4 protein-coding genes are annotated in these 16,886 nt (G+C 67.9%); all 4 read right to left on the bottom strand.

Features of this window, described 5'->3' with window-relative positions; genetic code table 11:
• Nucleotides 1-3 precede the first annotated feature (3 nt).
• The 4 genes from HMPREF2581_RS00350 to HMPREF2581_RS00335 all read right to left on the bottom strand — a co-directional run bounded on the left by HMPREF2581_RS00350 (nt 4) and on the right by HMPREF2581_RS00335 (nt 16,708).
• Entirely contained in the window at nt 4-1,638 is a 1,635-nt protein-coding gene (locus tag HMPREF2581_RS00350) for a ShlB/FhaC/HecB family hemolysin secretion/activation protein (protein ID WP_003110842.1), read from the bottom strand.
• A gap of 164 nt (nt 1,639-1,802) precedes the next feature.
• Nucleotides 1,803-2,405: a transposase gene (locus HMPREF2581_RS33775; protein ID WP_003141137.1), complete on the bottom strand. Its 603-nt coding sequence runs from the start codon at nt 2,403-2,405 to the stop codon at nt 1,803-1,805.
• 391 nt (nt 2,406-2,796) lie between these two features.
• Nucleotides 2,797-15,330, bottom strand: coding sequence for a filamentous hemagglutinin family protein (locus HMPREF2581_RS00340; protein WP_003141138.1), 12,534 nt, complete (start codon nt 15,328-15,330; stop codon nt 2,797-2,799).
• Between the two features lie 199 nt (nt 15,331-15,529).
• A complete protein-coding gene (locus HMPREF2581_RS00335) occupies nt 15,530-16,708 on the bottom strand; it encodes a substrate-binding domain-containing protein (RefSeq protein ID WP_003141140.1) in 1,179 nt (392 codons plus the stop codon).
• Between the last annotated feature and the right edge of the window lie 178 nt (nt 16,709-16,886).

Here is a 16,886-nt window from a genome sequence, read left to right as displayed (position 1 = left end):
GCGTCAGAAGCTCGCCTGCACGCTGAAATGCAGGCGCGAGTCGTGTTTGTCGGTGTTCGTCCCTTCCAGCAGCGGGAAGGCCCAGTCGAGGCTGCCGGACAGCCAGTCGGCGAGTTGCGCGCGGGTGCCGATGCCGACGCTGGCCAGGCTGAAGTCGTCGTCCTGTTCGGGCAGCGCATCCTGCAGGCGCAGTTGCGCGCCCTCGGCGAACACGTAGAAGCGCCAGTCGTTGACGTAGCCGCCGGCGCGCTTGCCGAGGAAGCGTCCGAGGGACGGCGTACGCCATTCCTGGGAGAGCAGGTAGCCGTCGTCGGCGGTGTTCTCCGCCGCCAGGTAGCCACGCACGCTGGTGGCACCGCCGGCGGCAAACTGTTCGTTGGAAATCAGCGGCCCGGAGGCGAGCTGGAAGGCCGCCTTGGTCGCCACCTGCCAGTCGCCGCCGAAGGTCAGGGTGTGGTTGAGATCGCCCTTGAGCACACCGAAGCCGGACTTGGCACGATAACGCTTGCGGTCGAATTCCTCGTCGTCGTCGCCGTAGCCGAGGAGACTGCCGGTACCGGCCACCAGGCTCAGGCCGAGGGCCAACTGGGAACGTTCGGTGTAGCGGAAGCCGTTGTAGCCGAGAGTCAGCGGGGCGTACTTGATCGGCACCCTGTCGTTGTTGCCGCCGATCCGGGTCTGTTCCTCGAAGTCCTTGAAGTCGACGCCGAAGGAGAACGAGTGCGACCAGAGGCCGGTGACCGGCAGGCTGTAGATCGCCGCCACGCCGTAGGAGTGGCCCTGGCCGACCACATTCATGCTGCCCACCGTGGCCACGTCGCTGTCGGACTGGTAGCCGGACAACTGCACGCTCCAGCGCTGGCTCAGCGGCGCGGTATAGGAGCCGGACCAGACCTTGGCGTTGTCCTGGTCCTGCGGCGCGGTGAAATAGGTCAGCGAGATGGCGTGGCCGAGTTGCCAGAGGTTGTCGTAGCCCAGCGAAACCACCGAGCGCAAGTGACGGGTGTCGGCGCTGTAGTCGTTGTTCAGGCCGATGCTGGCGTGCCAGGGATTCTTGTCTTCCACCTGCAGGTCGACGTCCATGGTGCCGGGCCGCTGGCCCTCGCGCACCATCGGCAGCACCTGGCGGCCGGGGGTGCGGTTGACCTGCGCCAGCTCGCGCTGGACCTGGGCGAAGTCGGGTACCTTGCCCTCCTCCAGGGCCGGCACTTCCTCGCGCAACTCCACCGGCGAATAGTGCTTGGCACCGACCACCCGAACGCGACCGACAGTGGTCTCGGTGACCTGCAGGTAGACCACCCCGCCGCTCACCTGCTGCTCCGGCAGCTCGACGTAGACCGACTGGTAGCCCTTCTCCTGGTAGGCGGCCTGCAGCGCATCGCGCGCCCCCTCGATGTCGCCCAGGCTGCGCTGCGGCCCGAGGAAGGGATACACCGCCGCCTCGATGGCGCGGTTGTCCAGCACGGTGTTGCCGCGTACCACGTACTCGTTGATGTCCACCAGACGCTGGGGCTCGGCTCCCGCCGCGGCGGGAGGGGCCTCGTCGGCCAGCGAAGCGCACGACAATGCGACAGCCAGGCAACCGATCGACCAGCGCTGGCGAAACGGGTGCGCACAATTGAACAGCGAACGCTTCACACGGTCCCCCGAAGTTCCATCGGGACTTATTGTTCTAATGCAACAAGTCCGTTCATCGAACAGTTCTATGAAAGACAACAAACTAGCGATGACGCATGAACAACCTGTTAAAAACAGCGCCCCGCCCTTATGAAATTTCGTTCTTTTCTATTTTCACTTTCGCGCTAGATATTCAGCCGTCGCGCTCCGCCATGGCGCGCTTGCCATGTATGCAACAAGGCGAAGTTCAGGGAGAATTCCGGCATCTGCATGAGATCCCCGGAAATCACTTCCCCGATAATCCTGCCTATTATCCTTACCGCCTCCGCGCTGTTCAGCAGGACGGTTATATCGCCGACGAAAACCGGAAAACTCCAGATCTTCTGCTTCATTTCCAGGCCAACGAACCAGCGATACAGCAGGTTGTAGTTCAATTGCTCGTACAACTGCTGCTCGCTGGGAATCGCGTACAGCAGTTGCAGCAGCAGCGCATGGATCAGCGGCTCCGGGGCCAACTGCATGCCATGTTCGCGGGCGAGCGCCAAGAGGACTTTCGCCTCTTCGCCAAGGAGACTTTCTATTTGCGGTTTCAGCAATGCCAGGGAATGTCCCGGCGGTATATAGCTGGACACTTCCTTGAGCGCACCCTGCCAATCTTCCTGGGACACTATCCAGACCCATGGCGCCCCATATCGATAAACCGATACCGGTTTCTTGCGTGCGGCTTCGACGATCTTCGATAGGCGCTGGTCAAGTTCCTGCATACCGACTTTCGAGTAACTTTCCATCAATACTCACCGTCCTTCGCCGTATTCACCGGAGTGACCACGGCCGTTAGCGGATACTGTTCTCTTGTTTCAGAGCGGAACGCGTCTTGCTCGAACGACACGCTCATTTCCAGCAACCGGTCAGCGCAACCGGGAAATGGCCGATTCCTTTCGTTCCCGTCCCTGCCTTTCACCACTGAATTCCGTTTTCCTCATTCACACCTGTTTGACGGCAACCCCGCCGCACCACCGAACTTTTGTCATGAAAACTTCATGCGACCGGCCGTTCGCGCGCCGCCGGCGGGGACGAACGGGCATTCACCCGAGAATCGACCAGCGCCTCGGAAGTTCGCCGAAAAAAAGGCCCTCCGTGGGGAGGGCCTGGCGGGTATCGTGCCTCCGCGGCGGTGCCTTACAGGATCAGGTTGCCGCGCTCTTCATCGGTCAATTGGCTGCGCGCCTGTTCGCCGAGGGCTCCGGCGCCGAGCACCTGCACGGCGCTGTCCGGGTTGTAGCCCGGCGAACGACTGGCGCCGTCGCGCGAAGGCTCCAGGCGCTCGTTGCCGAACCCGAGCACCTGCACCGTGATCACCGACGGCATGCGCTGCCGCGCGGCGGCCTGCTGCTGGCGACTGACGTCCTCCGCCGCCTGGGTCGCGGAACTCGCCGCGGCGCTGGCGGAGGTCAACGCACCGGTATTCACCGAAGCCACCAGCGGAATGCCGCTGGACTGGCCCTGGGTCTGGATGTTCGCCGCGTTGACCACCTGCAGCGCCGCCACGTTGACGTTGCCGGAGACCCGGATGCCCGCCTCGCCGGCATCGATGGTGCCGAGCGGGGCGATCAGGTCGATGTCGCCCGGCGCCACTTCGGGAATCGGGTTGAGGGTGGCGATACCGGCGCCGGTGCTGGGCACCTGCGGCGACAGGCTGACGTTGCCCCAGGCGTCGTAGATGCGCCGCGGCGGGGTGTACACCACGGTGGTCTTGCTGCCGCGACCGGCATTGATGTCACCCTCGGCCGACCAGATCTGGATATCTCCGCCGAAGGTGGTCATCACCCGGCTCTGGCCGAGCAGGATGCTGCCCAGGGCGTAGGAACGGATATTGCCAACGCCCTGGGTCACCACACCGGCGGTGGACGGCGGCGCCTCACCTTCGATACCGAATACCTGCTGCCCACCCGGGGTGAGCAACTGGATGTCGCCACCGAAGTTGGTGTGCACGCCGGCACCGCCGTACATGACGATATCGCCTTCGTAGCTGATCGGATTGCCCGCCGGATCGCGCTCGGGGAACAGCGCGGCGATCGCGTTGCGCCCGCGCAGGTAGCTGCCCTGGCGCACTCCGCCGACCTCGTTGTACTCGCGGCCGCCGGCCTTGAGCTCGGCGAAGTACACCTCGCGGGCGAAGATCCGCTGCTGCTCCGCCGAGAGGCCGGCGAGGAACTCCCGCGCCTGCTGGGCGTCGCCGCTGAAGCCATAACGCCCGCTCAACCATTCGATCAATTCGTTTTCGTAGGTCCGTACCACCTTGCCGGGCTGTTCCGCCAGGGGCGTTCCTGCCTGCGCCAGGTTGTCGAGCTCCAGGTAACGCCGGAGGAAGCCGGAGTAGTCCGCCTGGCTGGCGCCCGCCTGCAGGACGATGCTGGCGCCGGAGCGCGTGTCGCCCGCGGCGACCGCCCCCAGGCTGGTGACCGCCACCTCGTCGTTCATCAGCAGGTTGCGTCCGGCGCTGATCTCCAGGCTGCCCGGTCCCGCGACGTTGAAGTTGCCGTAGAGGATGTCGCGCCCCGCCTGCACCAGCGACACGTCGGTAGCCGAGGTATTGACGAACAGATTGCCGCTGCTGGCGTAGACCCCCATGTTGTCGCTCGCGGTCCGCTCGGAGCCCAACCCGGTGCCGCTGCTGACGATGTCACGGCCGGCGATCATGCGCACCGCACCATGCCCCTCGTAACGCAACTGGCCGAAACGCACATCGCTGGTCCCGGTGTAGCGCAGCAGCCGGCCACTGTCGACACCGACCAGATCACCCGCAAGGGCGTAGAAGCGCGACGGTTCCAGCGCCGCCCCCCATTCGCCGGAGACGCTGTTGGCGCCGAAGGCGAACAACGGGAAGTGGTTCGTGTCGGCGCGGCTGCCGTCGCTGGACAGGTTGTCGACCTGCCGCGTGATCCCGGTATAGCCCTGGTAGCTCGGATTCAGCGGCGTGGCCAGGCTGCCGGTGCTGGCGCCGGAACGGCTGATGCTGTAGCCGCCGGCGTAGATGGAGTCGCCGGCCAGCAGGTCGAGACGGCCCTGACTCGACGGCGCCAGGACCAGCGCGGTCCTGTCGCTGCGAGCGTTTTCGCGGAGTGTCGCGTTGCCATAATAGAGGCTGCCGGTCAGCGCCACGGCCGACAGCTTCGCCGGATAGACCAGCGCGGAATCGGTGTCCTGTTCCGTCCTGCCTTGGGAAACCGGGGTCAGGTTGCCTCCCGCCGATGTCAGGTCGATCGCCGTGCGTTCGGTCCACAACGAGAAACCGCTCAGGCCGTAACCCTCGACACCGCTGGCGCTGGTATAGGGGGTGCCGTTCATCAACGGCGTCCGCCCGGGATCGACCACCCCTTGCAGCACCAGGTCACCCAGGCTGTTCAGGCTGAAGGTGGCGTCGCCCGGCACCAGCGTCGGCCCGCCGTTGGCCAGGCCGAGGGTCGAGACGAAGGGATCGTAGGCGCGCCGTTCGCCCGGAACCTGATCGCTATCCAGACGACCATAGATCAGATCGATACCACCCAGGCTCGTCGCCCGGACCTGAGCATTGCCGCGCAGGTTGACCATCGCGCCGTACAGTGAACTGCCCTGATCGAAGGGCGTCAACGGGTTGAGCGCACCGCCGATACGTACGTCCATGTCTCCGCCGCCGCTCAGGGTCAGTTGGCCATCGGCGCCTACCCGGCCGCTACCGCCCACCGCCAGCACCAGCCCCTGGCTGCGCTGCGACGTTTCCTGCGGAACGCTGGACGTGCGCGCCTCGATGACGCCCGCATCGCCCGCGACCTTCAGGCTCAGATCGCCACCGCCCAGGGTGCCGATGCCGGTGAAGCCCACCTGCTGCGTGGCGGCAGCCGCTCCATCGCCGCCCGGCTGGCGCGCATAGGTGCCGAAATTGATCCACCAGGCGGTGCGGTCGGCCGTACCGGCGGTCGAACCGCTGCCCTGGCGCCAGAGCCAGTTGCCGACGGCCGCCGAGTCGTAGCCGGCGTTGGGTACGGCGCCGGACAACCGACCCAGCACATCGCCGCGCAGATCGCCACCGACCGCCAGCGTCAGGTTGCCGCCCAGGGTCGGGTACCAGGCGCTGTAGAGGCTCTGTTCGCCGCCGTCCACCCATTGCTCGTAACCGCCCAGCGCCGGATCGCGCAGAACGCTGCCGCCGTCCCTGGCACGCGCCAGGTTGTAGCTGGAATCGACCGCGCTCGCGGTACCGGCGGTGTAGACTCCGAATGGCGAATCCATACGCAGGTTGCCGGCGGCGAACAGGTCGAGATCGCCAGTGCCGGTGCGCAGCACGCTGAAGCGCGAAGCGTAGGGTTCGGCTTCCAGCGCATAGTCGTCGCTGGACGCAGCGCACCAGGTCGGGAAATCGTCACAGATGGTCGGGTAGCCCAAGGCCTCCGGGTCCAGTGGGTCGCCCGGCTTGATGCCGGGGTCGCCCCATCCTGCCACCCCTTCCTCGGTCCACACCATGCCGCCCGAACTCGCGGCGCACCAGGTCGGGAAATCGTCGCAGATGGTCGGGTAGCCCAAAGCCTCCGGGTCCAGTGGATCACCGGGCTTGAGGCTAGGATCGCCCCAGTTATCCACCCCTTCCTGGGTCCATACCAGCCCACCACCCGCCGCCGGTATGCGCCGCATGCCGTAGTGCGTATCGGCGAGGCGCATCTGCCCGCTGGAACGCGGATCGGTCAGCCGCGGATCGGCCGCCTGCAGATCGGCGCCAGCCACCAGGCGCACGCTCCAGGACTGCGAACCGGCCGCCAGCATCGGCGCGATGGCCCAATTGTGCGAAACCGCACCGGCCGGGCGTACGTCCACCGACGCGGCGCCATCGGGCAGGCGGATATCGCTGCCAGCCGGCAAAAAGGCCCCGGCGCGCAAGGCCAGTCCACCGGCCAGGCGCACGCCGTCGACTTCGTCGTTGGCCAGCGTGGCGCGGCCGGGCAGCGGCACGCCGCCCGGCCAGGTCATCCCCGTCACGGGCGTCGCCAGCGGCAGACGGCTGCCGGCGCCGAGGCGGGTGCCGGCGGGCAGGTCCAGAGCCTCGCCAAGCAGGCTGCCGGCCGGCCGGAGCAGGTTGCCGGCGGCATCCAGCAACGCTCCCTCGAGCACCGTTCCCGCCGGCAGTTGCAGTGGCTGGCTGAGCACCGCCTCGACCGGCAGCCGGGTACCGGCGGCCAGGGTCATGGCCTTGATCGGCAGTTCGAAGTTGAGCGTCTTGCCGGCCGGGAAGAAGCTGTCGTCGTCCAGCCGCACGCCAGCCGTCGGCACCACCCGATCGCCGCCCAGGTGATCCTGGCCGGCTAGCAGCAACCAGCCCTGATCGTCGTCGGTTTCCGGCGGCGGGGCGAAACCGTCGGTGACGCTGCCGTAAATGTTCAGGTCGCCGCCGGCGCGGATCGCCAGCGAACCGGCCTCGCCGGAGCCGTATACCGAGGTTTTCGCCGTCCGCGGGTTGAGACTGGCGTAGCGATGGCCCGACAGGTCCAGGTCGCCCTGCACCACCAGGTCGCCATCGGCCGTGGCGCTGACGATCTCCAGCCCGGGGCGCAGGTGGAAAGCTTCCGCGTAGGTGGCATTGTTCAATCCAGCCAGCTTGCCGTCGAGCAGGGCGCTATTGGCCAACGCCGCCTGCATGAACAGTTCGCTCTGCTGGTGCTTGCCATCCAGGTAGGCCTGGGTGATCTCCTGGTACGGCCGGCCGTTGCTCGCCGGCAGAGCGGCGACCGGCGCGTCGTCGTAGCGCTGCACGGCACTGAGGGTGATGGCGCGGGCACCAAGGATCTGCAGCGGCGCACCGGCGTCGATGGCGATATCGCCCGCCGTCGCCCCGCCCAGACGCGGCGCGTACAGGTCGAGGGTGCCGCGGGCGACGCCGTCGTTCTGCCCGGGCGCGCTTCCCGCTGCCGCCTCGGTGCCGTGGCGCAGGTCGATACGGGCACCGGCGCCGAGGCTGAGCAGCCCGTCTCCGGCGTTCAGCTCGATCAGCGCGCGGTTCGGCGAATCGATGATCTTGCCGTAGCTGTCCACCCGCAGCCGCCGCCCATGGGCATCGAGCAGCGCCTCGCCACCGATGCTCAGGCCCTGCTTGGCGGCCAGGCGGATACTGCCGACCTGCTCGCCGCTGGCGTCAAGCACGCCGTTCACGCTCAGATGGCCACCATCCAGCGACACCTCGATCGTCGAGGCCCTGACGTCGTTGCCGATGTTCAGGTCGCCCTGCTTGATCTGGAAACTGCGCGCACCGAACACCTGACCGGCATTCAGGCGCTGGTTGAGAGCGGCGAACCGGCTGTCTGGCGTACCGTCCTCGCCCAGCCGCTGGGCACGGATCTCGACGCTGCCCGCGGCGTATGGCACCAGGGTGCCGCCAGCGTCGTATTCGCCGCTGCTCGCCGCCAGGATCTGCCCTTGTAGGTCGACCACGCCGGCCGCGCTGTCCAGCGCCACCGCCGTCAGGCTACCGGCCTGGTTGTTGCTCGCCGACAGGTCGATGCGCGAAGCGCCGGCCTGGCGGATATTGCCGCCGTGGCTCAGCAGGTTGACTTCGCCACCCCAGCTGTAGCGGATCACGTCGTCGAAACGCAGCGCGCGCCCGGCCAGGTCGAGCTGGGCGCCGGCGCCCAGTTCCAGGTCCTCCTGCGCGGTCAGGCTCAACTTGCCGCTGGGCAGGCCGACGCGGGTGTCCAGCAGGAGGCTGGCGCCCTCCAGGGCCAGTTCGGCGCCCAGTGCGCCGTTGGCCAGTTCGACCGGGGTGGATGCCGCGCCGCCGCCCCCCGCGCTGACCCGCAACGCACCGCCCGCCAGCAGGCTGTTGCGCGAGCCGGCCTCGCCGGTGAGCAAGGGTGTGATCAGGTTGAGATCGCCGCCGCTGTATGCGTAGCCGCTACCAGCCCGATACTCGCCCTGGCTCTGGTAGACCGCGAGGCTACCCTTGTGGTTGGCGGTGATCCGCTCGCTGGCCGCCAGGTTGACCGTGGCGAAGCCCAGCGCCAGGCGCTGGTAACTGTCGATGGCGCTGGGCTGGCTGAAGGGACCGTAGCCGAACTCCAGGCGTTCGCTGCGGATGTCCAGCGTGCCCTGGCCACTGCCGGCGCCGCCGGTGATGACCCCGGCGGCCGGCGTCTGCGCGCCGTTCCAGATCAGGTTGGAGGTGCGGATCGAGGCGACGCTGTCGCTGTCGCCGTAGCCATAGATCGCCGGGGTGCCCAGCACCAGGCGCGACAAGCGGGAGCGACCGCTGCTCGGATCGTAGGAATCGAGGCTGACGTCGCCGTAGAAGTTGAACGCGTCGCGGGCGTTCAGCACCAGCGTCTCCAGGGGCGGCGCGCCCTCCGACGCATCACCCTGCAGCAGGCGGTCGAGCACTTGCTGGTCGAGCGCCAACCCGGTCGGCAGCACACCGCGCTCGGCCAGTTCGGCCAGCAGCGCCTGCTCGCCGACATTGAAGCCGCCCGCCGCCAGGGTCAGGTTGCGGGTGCCGTAACGCACGCTGCCGTCGAGCACGAAGCGCTTGTCGGTGGCCGCGACCAGACTGCCCTCGGAATACAGCCGGGTTTCGCCGGCCACACCATCGGCAGCGGGAACGCCAAGCAGGATGTCGCCGGGACCACTGTCCGGCGTTCCGGCTTCCGGTGGCAAGACGTTCAGCACGCCGTTCGACAGGGCGAGCATGGAACGCCCTCCCGACGCATACAGGAAGCCATCCCGTGCATCGTAGGCAGCAGCCCCCCGCCCTAGGGTGACAATGGCGGCACCTTGTTCAAGGCTGATCGCCTCCCCCGGCCGATTCGCCAGGAGGAACACCTCGGGTGCGGCCAGTTCGGCGCCATTGCGCAGGACGATGCTTTGCGCGCCATCGGTGATGTCGAAGGTGACGTAATTGCCGCCTTGCCCGTAGAGCACCGCTGGCGTCGAGCCGATCACCATGCGCGCCGCACCGAAGGCGTTGAGATCGTCGGCCCGCAGCGTCACGCCCTGGAACCCCTCGCTGGCCTGCGCGCCGGCGCCGACGATCTCGATCCGCTGGTCGTTGCCCAATACCACCAGACTACCGCCATAGCCGCCTTTGGCGGCCTGGAACAGCCCGGTGCCGTCGAACGCCAGCGCATCGGCACCGCCACCGGCGAGCAGGTCAAGGCGCAGGCTGCGCGCATCCACCGGCAGCATCGGCCGCGGGATGCCACGGCGAGCAGCATCGGCCATGGCGAAGTCGCTGTAACTCGTTTCGTTGTACTGCGAATGGCGCCGCAGCACATCCGCCGGGGTCAGCAGCACCTGGCGGAACAGTTCGTCGCGCACCCCGGTGCCGGCGAGGGACAACTGCCCGGCCAGCGACCAGGAGCCGCTGCGCATGAGCTGGGTGGGCGCTGCCCGTCCCAGCCCGGCCTGGCCGTTGAGTTCGACCCGGTACGCGCCGGGCAGCAGGGCGTAGGTCGACGGCAACAGGGTATAGGTTCCCGCCGACAGGCCGGGCACGCCGCTACCGATGCTGATCTGCTGGCCGACCAGCGGGTCGACGGCGCCGCCTTCGGCGGCCACCGGCGCGATGCGCTGAACGCCGGGCACGATGGCGTAGATCGGATTGTCGGCCAGTCCCGGCAGGTCGAAGCGGCCCTCCTCGTCGAAACGCACCAGCGGGTTGTAGCGCGCATCGGTGGAGCCACCGCGGCCGGAAACGAAACCGGCGCCGAGCAGTTCGCCGCCGCCGGAAAGATCCAGCGTCGCTCCGGACGCCACCCGTACGGAGCGGCCACCCAGGTCGACCCCGGTATCCATTATCCCCCTCTCGTTGAAGCTACCGCCGACGCCGGTCAGGGCGATTTCCTCCCCGGCATAGCGCCAGACCTGGCCGTCTACCGTGCCGCCGTAGGGCAAGGTCAGGCCGGCGCCGCTGACCGAGGTCAGGCTGCCAGACAACAACTCGACCTTGTCGGCGTTCTGGCCGATTTCCAGATAGCCCAACGGAGCGCGCACGACGCCGCCCTGAACGACGCTCGCCGCCCCCAGCGACAAGCGACCGAAGACCGCCAGGGGCTGCTCTGGCGTCGTCGCGTCGCTGCGCTCGATACGCAAGCTGCGCGCCGGGTCGAACGCCGCAGCGGCGCCATCGGCCTGGTAGCCGTAGCCGGCGAGAATCCGCGCGCCCGCCCCGGTGCCCGGATAGAGCTGCGCAGCGCGGATGAGCAGATCGCCGCCACTGAGCACCTGGGTGTTGATGCGCTCTACGGGCGTCGCGTTCCCCGCCAGCAAACGCATGTCGCCCGTGCTGGACAGCTCGACCCGGTCGAAGCCACGCCGGTCAATCGTCTGCGTCCCGCCACTGGCGTCGCGGAAACTGCCACGCGAGCCGAAGACCAGGCTGTCGCGGATATCCAGCACCTGCGCGCTGGCTTCGAAGAGCGCCTCGCTAGGTTGCCTGGAAACCTCGAACAGGCCGGTCGACAGCGGCTGGGTTTCGTTGTTCTCCGCCGCTTCGTTGACGAATGCTCCCGCCAACAGCAGGGACGGTGCCGACAACCTGACCCGGCTATCGCCGGCGGCGCCTTCGCCAAGCCCCAATGCCCCGCTGTAGAGGCGCAAACGTTGCGCCAGGGACAGCTCCAGATCGCCGGCGAAACTCAGCAGGCCGTCGCTGAACAGGGTCAGGTCACCGAACCCGCCATCCTGTACCTGGCTCGCCGCCAGGCGGCCATGGCCATAGGCATAGTCTCGCCCTTCCCCGGCGGCTTCGCGCTGCTGGCCGACGATCAGCTCGCGCGGGCGCAGCACCTGGTCGGTCGCCAGGCTGGTCAGGTAGTTCGGCGTGGCCAGCGCCAGCGTCAGGCTGCCGGCGGCGGCACCTTCCCCGCCGGCGAAGGCGCGCAGGTCGCCATCCAGGTACAAGCCATTGGCCGACGCCAGGGAGATACTGCCGCCGGCGCTGCTGACCCGGGTCTGGCCGACTCCGGGCACGTCCAGAAGCGCCTGGGTGCCGGAGGCATCCAGCAGGCTTCCCGGAAGCAGGTCGATGAACAGTTCGGCGGCATCGGCCTTGCCGCTGGCATGTTCGACCGTGCCGCCGATGACGATGCTGCCACCATCGACCACCTGGCCGTAGCGCCGCCCCTGGAAGTCCAGCGCGGTCGCAGCGCGTGCGGCGACATCGAGCACACCCTCCTCGCCAACGCGGATGGCGCGCTGGTGGCCGACGCTCTCGACCTGGTCGCGCACCGGATCGGGCAACGCCACGCTGCCCAGTTCGATCGAGCCGCCCCAGGCGTTCAGGCGACCATCGACGTTCAACTGGCCGACGCTGCGCAGCTCGATGCGCTGGCCGGGATCGACCTCCAGCAGGCTGCCATGACCGATGTCGAGGACGCTGTCGGCCACCTGCCCGGCACCACTCTGGCGGCTGCCGGCCTGCAGGAACAGGCTGGCGCCGGGACGCTGGCGCAGTTCGCCGTCGGCCGGCCGCTCCTCGTATAGCGGCGTCAGCCAAGGCTCCAGCGCGAGCAGCGGGTCGGCGCCGCTGGCGACGCTGATGGCGTCGTCGCGGAAACGGTACAGCGGACGCAGCACCTTCACCTGTGCGCCTTCCGCCACTTCCAGTCCCTGCTCGCCGATCACCTGATAACTGGCGAAGCCCTTGTCGAAGAACCCGGCGGCCAACGCCAGGGTGCCGTCCTGCGCCGCCGCGCCAATGCTCACCCGCGGCGCCTGGACGCTCAGGGTGCCGGCGCCGGCGACGCCATGGCCGGCCAGTTCACCGCCCAGTTGCAGGCGGCCGTCACCTGCCGCCGAGCCGGTGTTGGCCGACAGCGTCAGGTCGCCGCCCTTGCCGCCCACCTGTTTGCCATCGGCGAGCAGCGCGGCCCCGGACGACACGTCGATCCGGCTGCCATCGCCCAGCGACAGGTCGCCGCTGCTACGCAGGGAAATCCGCCCGCCGTCGAGATAAGCTCGGTCGGCATCCACGCCGCCCTGCATCTGGTTGCTCCAGAGGCCACGCGCATCCAGCGTCACGCCATCGCCCAGGGTCAGGGCGGCACGTTGGCCGGCGGCGGGGGTGAGATAGGTATCGATCCGCTCGCCACGGGCCACCTCCACCTGCTCCAGCACGTTGCCCAGGCGCAAACTGCCGGCGCGCGCCGTGAGGTCGGCGTTCACCTCGACCTCGGGCGCGTACAGGACGATCTCGCCGCCATCGCCGACCTGCAGGGCATTGTCCACCGCGATCCGCTCACGGGCGGCCACGCGCAGCGCCCCCAACTCGAAACCCGACAGCCGTTCGCTGTCGAGCAGGAGGACGCCCCGCTGTTCCTCGGCCAGCGCGGTATCCAGATCCAGGTTCGCCGCCAGCGGCTCGCCGCCATCGGCCAGGCGCACCTGCTGCAGGGTCGGCGCAAGGTTGTACAGCACGTTGCCGCTGGCACTTTCGTAGCGCGGGGTATAGCTGCCCACGATCAGCTCGGCGCCGCGCGCCACTGCGTTCTGCGCCTGCTGGTAGCCATCCGCCCCCGGCTGCGGCGCGCGCACCTGGCGCTCGCCCTGGAATACCTTGCCGAGCAGGTCGCCCTCGAGCACCGCCGAAGCGGTGCCGACCACCAGGCGGCCAGCATCGCGGCCGACCATGTAGCCGCTCTCGTAACGGCTTTGCGGGGCGATCAGCGGATTGTAGAAATAGCGCGTCTGCCCCCAGCGCGGGCTGCTGTCCTCATAGCCGCGGTAGATGCCCTCGTAGAGCAGGTCGCCGGGGGCGCGGGAGATTTCGTAGAGACGTCCGTCGCTGCCCTTGAGCCAGGTCTGCCGGATCAGGCCGCCCTGCACATCGAGGGTCCCGCCGGAGAGGTTGACCGTCGAGCCGGGCTGGCTCACCAGTTCGCCGCCGGTGAAGGTCAGGGTGCCGCCCTGGGCCATCCACTCGCCGGCCGAATGGTTGCGCGTGCCAAGGTAGCCACCCAGTTCCAGCAGGCCGCCGCCGGTATACCAGCGATCGGTGGCGTAGCCGTTGGTGCCGGCCGGAACCAGGACCAGTTCGCGGGCATCGACCCAGACATCATTGCTGGCCAGTCCGCCGCCGTCGCGGTTGACCGGCGCGTCGCGCTGCTCGTTGCCCTGGACATTGATCTGGATGTTGTTGCTTTCCATCGCCACCTTCACCCCGACGGCGCCGGCGACGTCCACCTGCGCGCCGTCGCGCAGCAGGCTCCGGCCCGCCGCGCTGACCGCCACCTGGCCGCCGCTGGCCAGGGTCAGCGAGCCGCCCTGGAAATCCACGCTACCGCCGCTGACGATCTCGACCCGCGACTGCTCGCTGCGATCGGCGACCCGGCTGAGGTTGTCGAAACGACCGATCACGTTGTTGGTCGGCGTGGTGCCATCCAGCGCCTGCTGGGCGGCATCGCGCTGGCTGTCGAGGGCGCCGGCGCCGCTGGCATCGACCAGCACCGCGGTGGTGCTGCCCTCGCCCAGGACCACGCTGCCCCTGGCGTCGCTGGCCGAGTTGAGCAGGTGGATGGTGCCGCGCACGTCGGTTGAGCTACTGGACAGGGCGACGCCCTCCTGGCGGACCTGGCGCCCGGTCAGGGTGATGTCGCCGGTGGCGGCCTGGATCAGCCCCTGGTTGACCACCCGGCCGGCGGCGCTGTCAGCGGCCAGGGAGGTGGCCACTTCATTGCCGCGGGTGGTAGAGCGCAGGTTGCCATCGGTGCCGACGCCACGGCGAATGTAGAAGCTGTCGCCCGCCGCCAGGGTGGCCTGGCCCTTGGGCGTGACGATCTGCCCGGCGTTCTCCACCTCGCTGCCGAGCAACAGCACGTAGCCGCCCGCCGCGGTGGAGCTGGCCGGATTGGCGGTCTGCAGCAAGGAGCCCTGCTCCACCCGCACCGCGCCGGCGGCGTCGGTGAAGCTCGGCTGGCTGCCGTTGGCGTCGAAATACAGGCCGCGTTCGCGGAACTGGCTGTCGCTGATGCTGGCGGCGGCAGCCACCAGGTTGCGTACGTTGACCTGGCTGCTGCCGCTGAACACCACACCGTTGCGGTTGGCCACCATCACCGTGCCGTCGGCCTTGATCTGGCCCTGGATCTGGCTCGGCCGGGCGCTCGGGTCGTTGACCCGGTTGAGCACCGCCCAGTTGCTCTGCTGGTCGAACTGCAGGGTGGTCTGCCGGCCGATGTTGAAGGTTTCCCAGTTGAGGATCGCCCGATCCGCGGTCTGCTCTACCGTCACCGTGGTACGCCCGTCGGCCTGCGACTGCACTGGCGCCTTGGCGTTCTGCCAGGCCTGCTCGAAAGGCAGGGAAGCGTCCACTTTCAGGCCGCCCTCGCCCAGGCCGTCCGGGATGTCCGTCGGCGCCGCCAGCGCAGCCTGGCGTCCCGCCGCCTGGGCGGCCTGCTGCGCGGCGATGGCCGCCACGGTGTTGTTGAGGTTTTGCAGCGAACGCTGCAACTGCTGGTTGACCTTCTGCTGCTGGGCCAGCGGCGGTGGCGTCATGCCCGGCAACTGCGCGCCCGGACGCGCCGCCCCGGCGCTCTGCTGGGCTCCCTTGGCGGCGAACCAGGCGGCGCTGAACGGCTGGGAAGCCTGGGCGCCACCTGCAACCATGAGCAAGGCGATGATCTGCGCCAGCGGTTTCAGCCGCGGCAAGCCGCCATCGAGCGAAACGGTGACGGGGGACGACGGCACGAACGGACGAGACGGCATGACGCGAGATTCCTTGGGCGTGTTCAACTCGACGCGTCGGCTTGCCAACGCGCATTCCTGATAGAAAGACAGCCCGCAACAGGGCGGGCCGAAGTCTTGTCACGGAAAGTTCATGGAAAGCGGCTAAGCGCCGGAAAAAAAGAAACCGGCAGTGCTTGCGCACCGCCGGTCTCCGCTATCGCCCGTGGGCTGGAGCGTCTTAGAGCGGACGGCCGATGCCGTTGCAGACGTTGGAATGGCCGATGTACAAGTTGTTGGTGGAGGTCAGGAACGACTGGCGTACGGCAAGCTTCCAGGAAGCCGGCAGCGGCACGAAGCGATGGTTGGTGATCGCGGTGTCGTTGTTGGCGGTGGCGCCGTAGTGACGGGTGAAGAAGTCGCGCACCTGCTGGGTCTGGGTGGCGTTGGCGTAGCACTGGCTGAAGATCAGGTTGGTGAAGCCGAGGATCGGGTAGCCGCTGGTCGGATACGGACGCACGCTCGGGTCGTTGGGGTTGGCGGTGGCAGCGAAGACCGGTACCCAGTTGTTCGGATCGGAACGCTGGGCAGTAGTCGGCGGAGTAACGGCGCCGATGGCCGCCGAAACGTTGGCCGGCGCCGGGGATACGCCGCGAACCTGGGCGACCTTGGTGGCGTCGTCGAGACCGGCCAGGGTCGGCGCGGCGAAGTCCGGGCTCATGTAGGTGATGCGGCCTTGGGCGGCGTTGAGCGCATTCATCACGGCCTGGCTGCCCTGGGCCGATACGGCGCCAGCCGGCAGGCCGCCGGAGAAGCTGCTACCGAAGCTGGTGGTGATGGCGAAGGTGCCACCTTCGAGGGTGCTGGAGCAGGAGGCGTTGAGGAAGCGGGTGAACAGTTCGGTGGTGCCGCTGCTCTCGGAACGGTAGACCACTGTGATGGCGCCGCTACGGCCCGAGCCAGGAATCTGACTCCAATCGGTCAGACGGCCGGAGAAGACACCGCAAAGGGTGTTCACGTCTGCGAAGTTGACGGCGTTGCTACCTGACTTGTTGAACGGCAGAGCGACAGAAGTGGCTACCGACGGCACCTGGATCAGCGGACCCCAGGCGGAGCCATGGGCGCTCAGATAGGGGTTGGTTTCGTTGGTCTTGCTCAGTTTGGAGTCGCTACCAGCCCAATGCACGTTCTTGTTGGTGGTGCCGGCGACGAACTTGGTGTAGTCGTTGTTCAGGAAGGCCGCCTTGCCGTTGCCACTGCCTACGCCGATGTAGGCGGCAAAGCCGGCGGTCAGGACGCCGGGCTCCTGGTACAGCTGTTGCGGCAGGGTGGCGCCACCGCCGTTGATGTCGGCCATGGCTTGGGCGGATACGAGGGCGGCCACGCTCAGCGAGGCAGCGATCAGAGAGCGCTTGTACATGAAGAATCTCCTTTCATCGTGGTGTTGGTACGTTGAGGAAGTCGTCTTGCATGAGGCGGCGCCGTGCTTGCCGGGCTTTGCATCCCTAGCCGGTCGAAGGGGCCGCTGGGGATAAAACTCGCAAGTTCCGGTGACAGATCGGGGAAAAAATCTCGGGAGCATCGAATTGTTTTCGCAG

This window comes from Pseudomonas sp. HMSC057H01 (assembly GCF_001836405.1).
In the GTDB taxonomy this organism is placed as follows: Bacteria; Pseudomonadota; Gammaproteobacteria; order Pseudomonadales; family Pseudomonadaceae; genus Pseudomonas; species Pseudomonas aeruginosa.
Note: the sequence above shows the minus strand (reverse complement) of the source record. Positions and strands in the feature narration are given on the sequence as shown.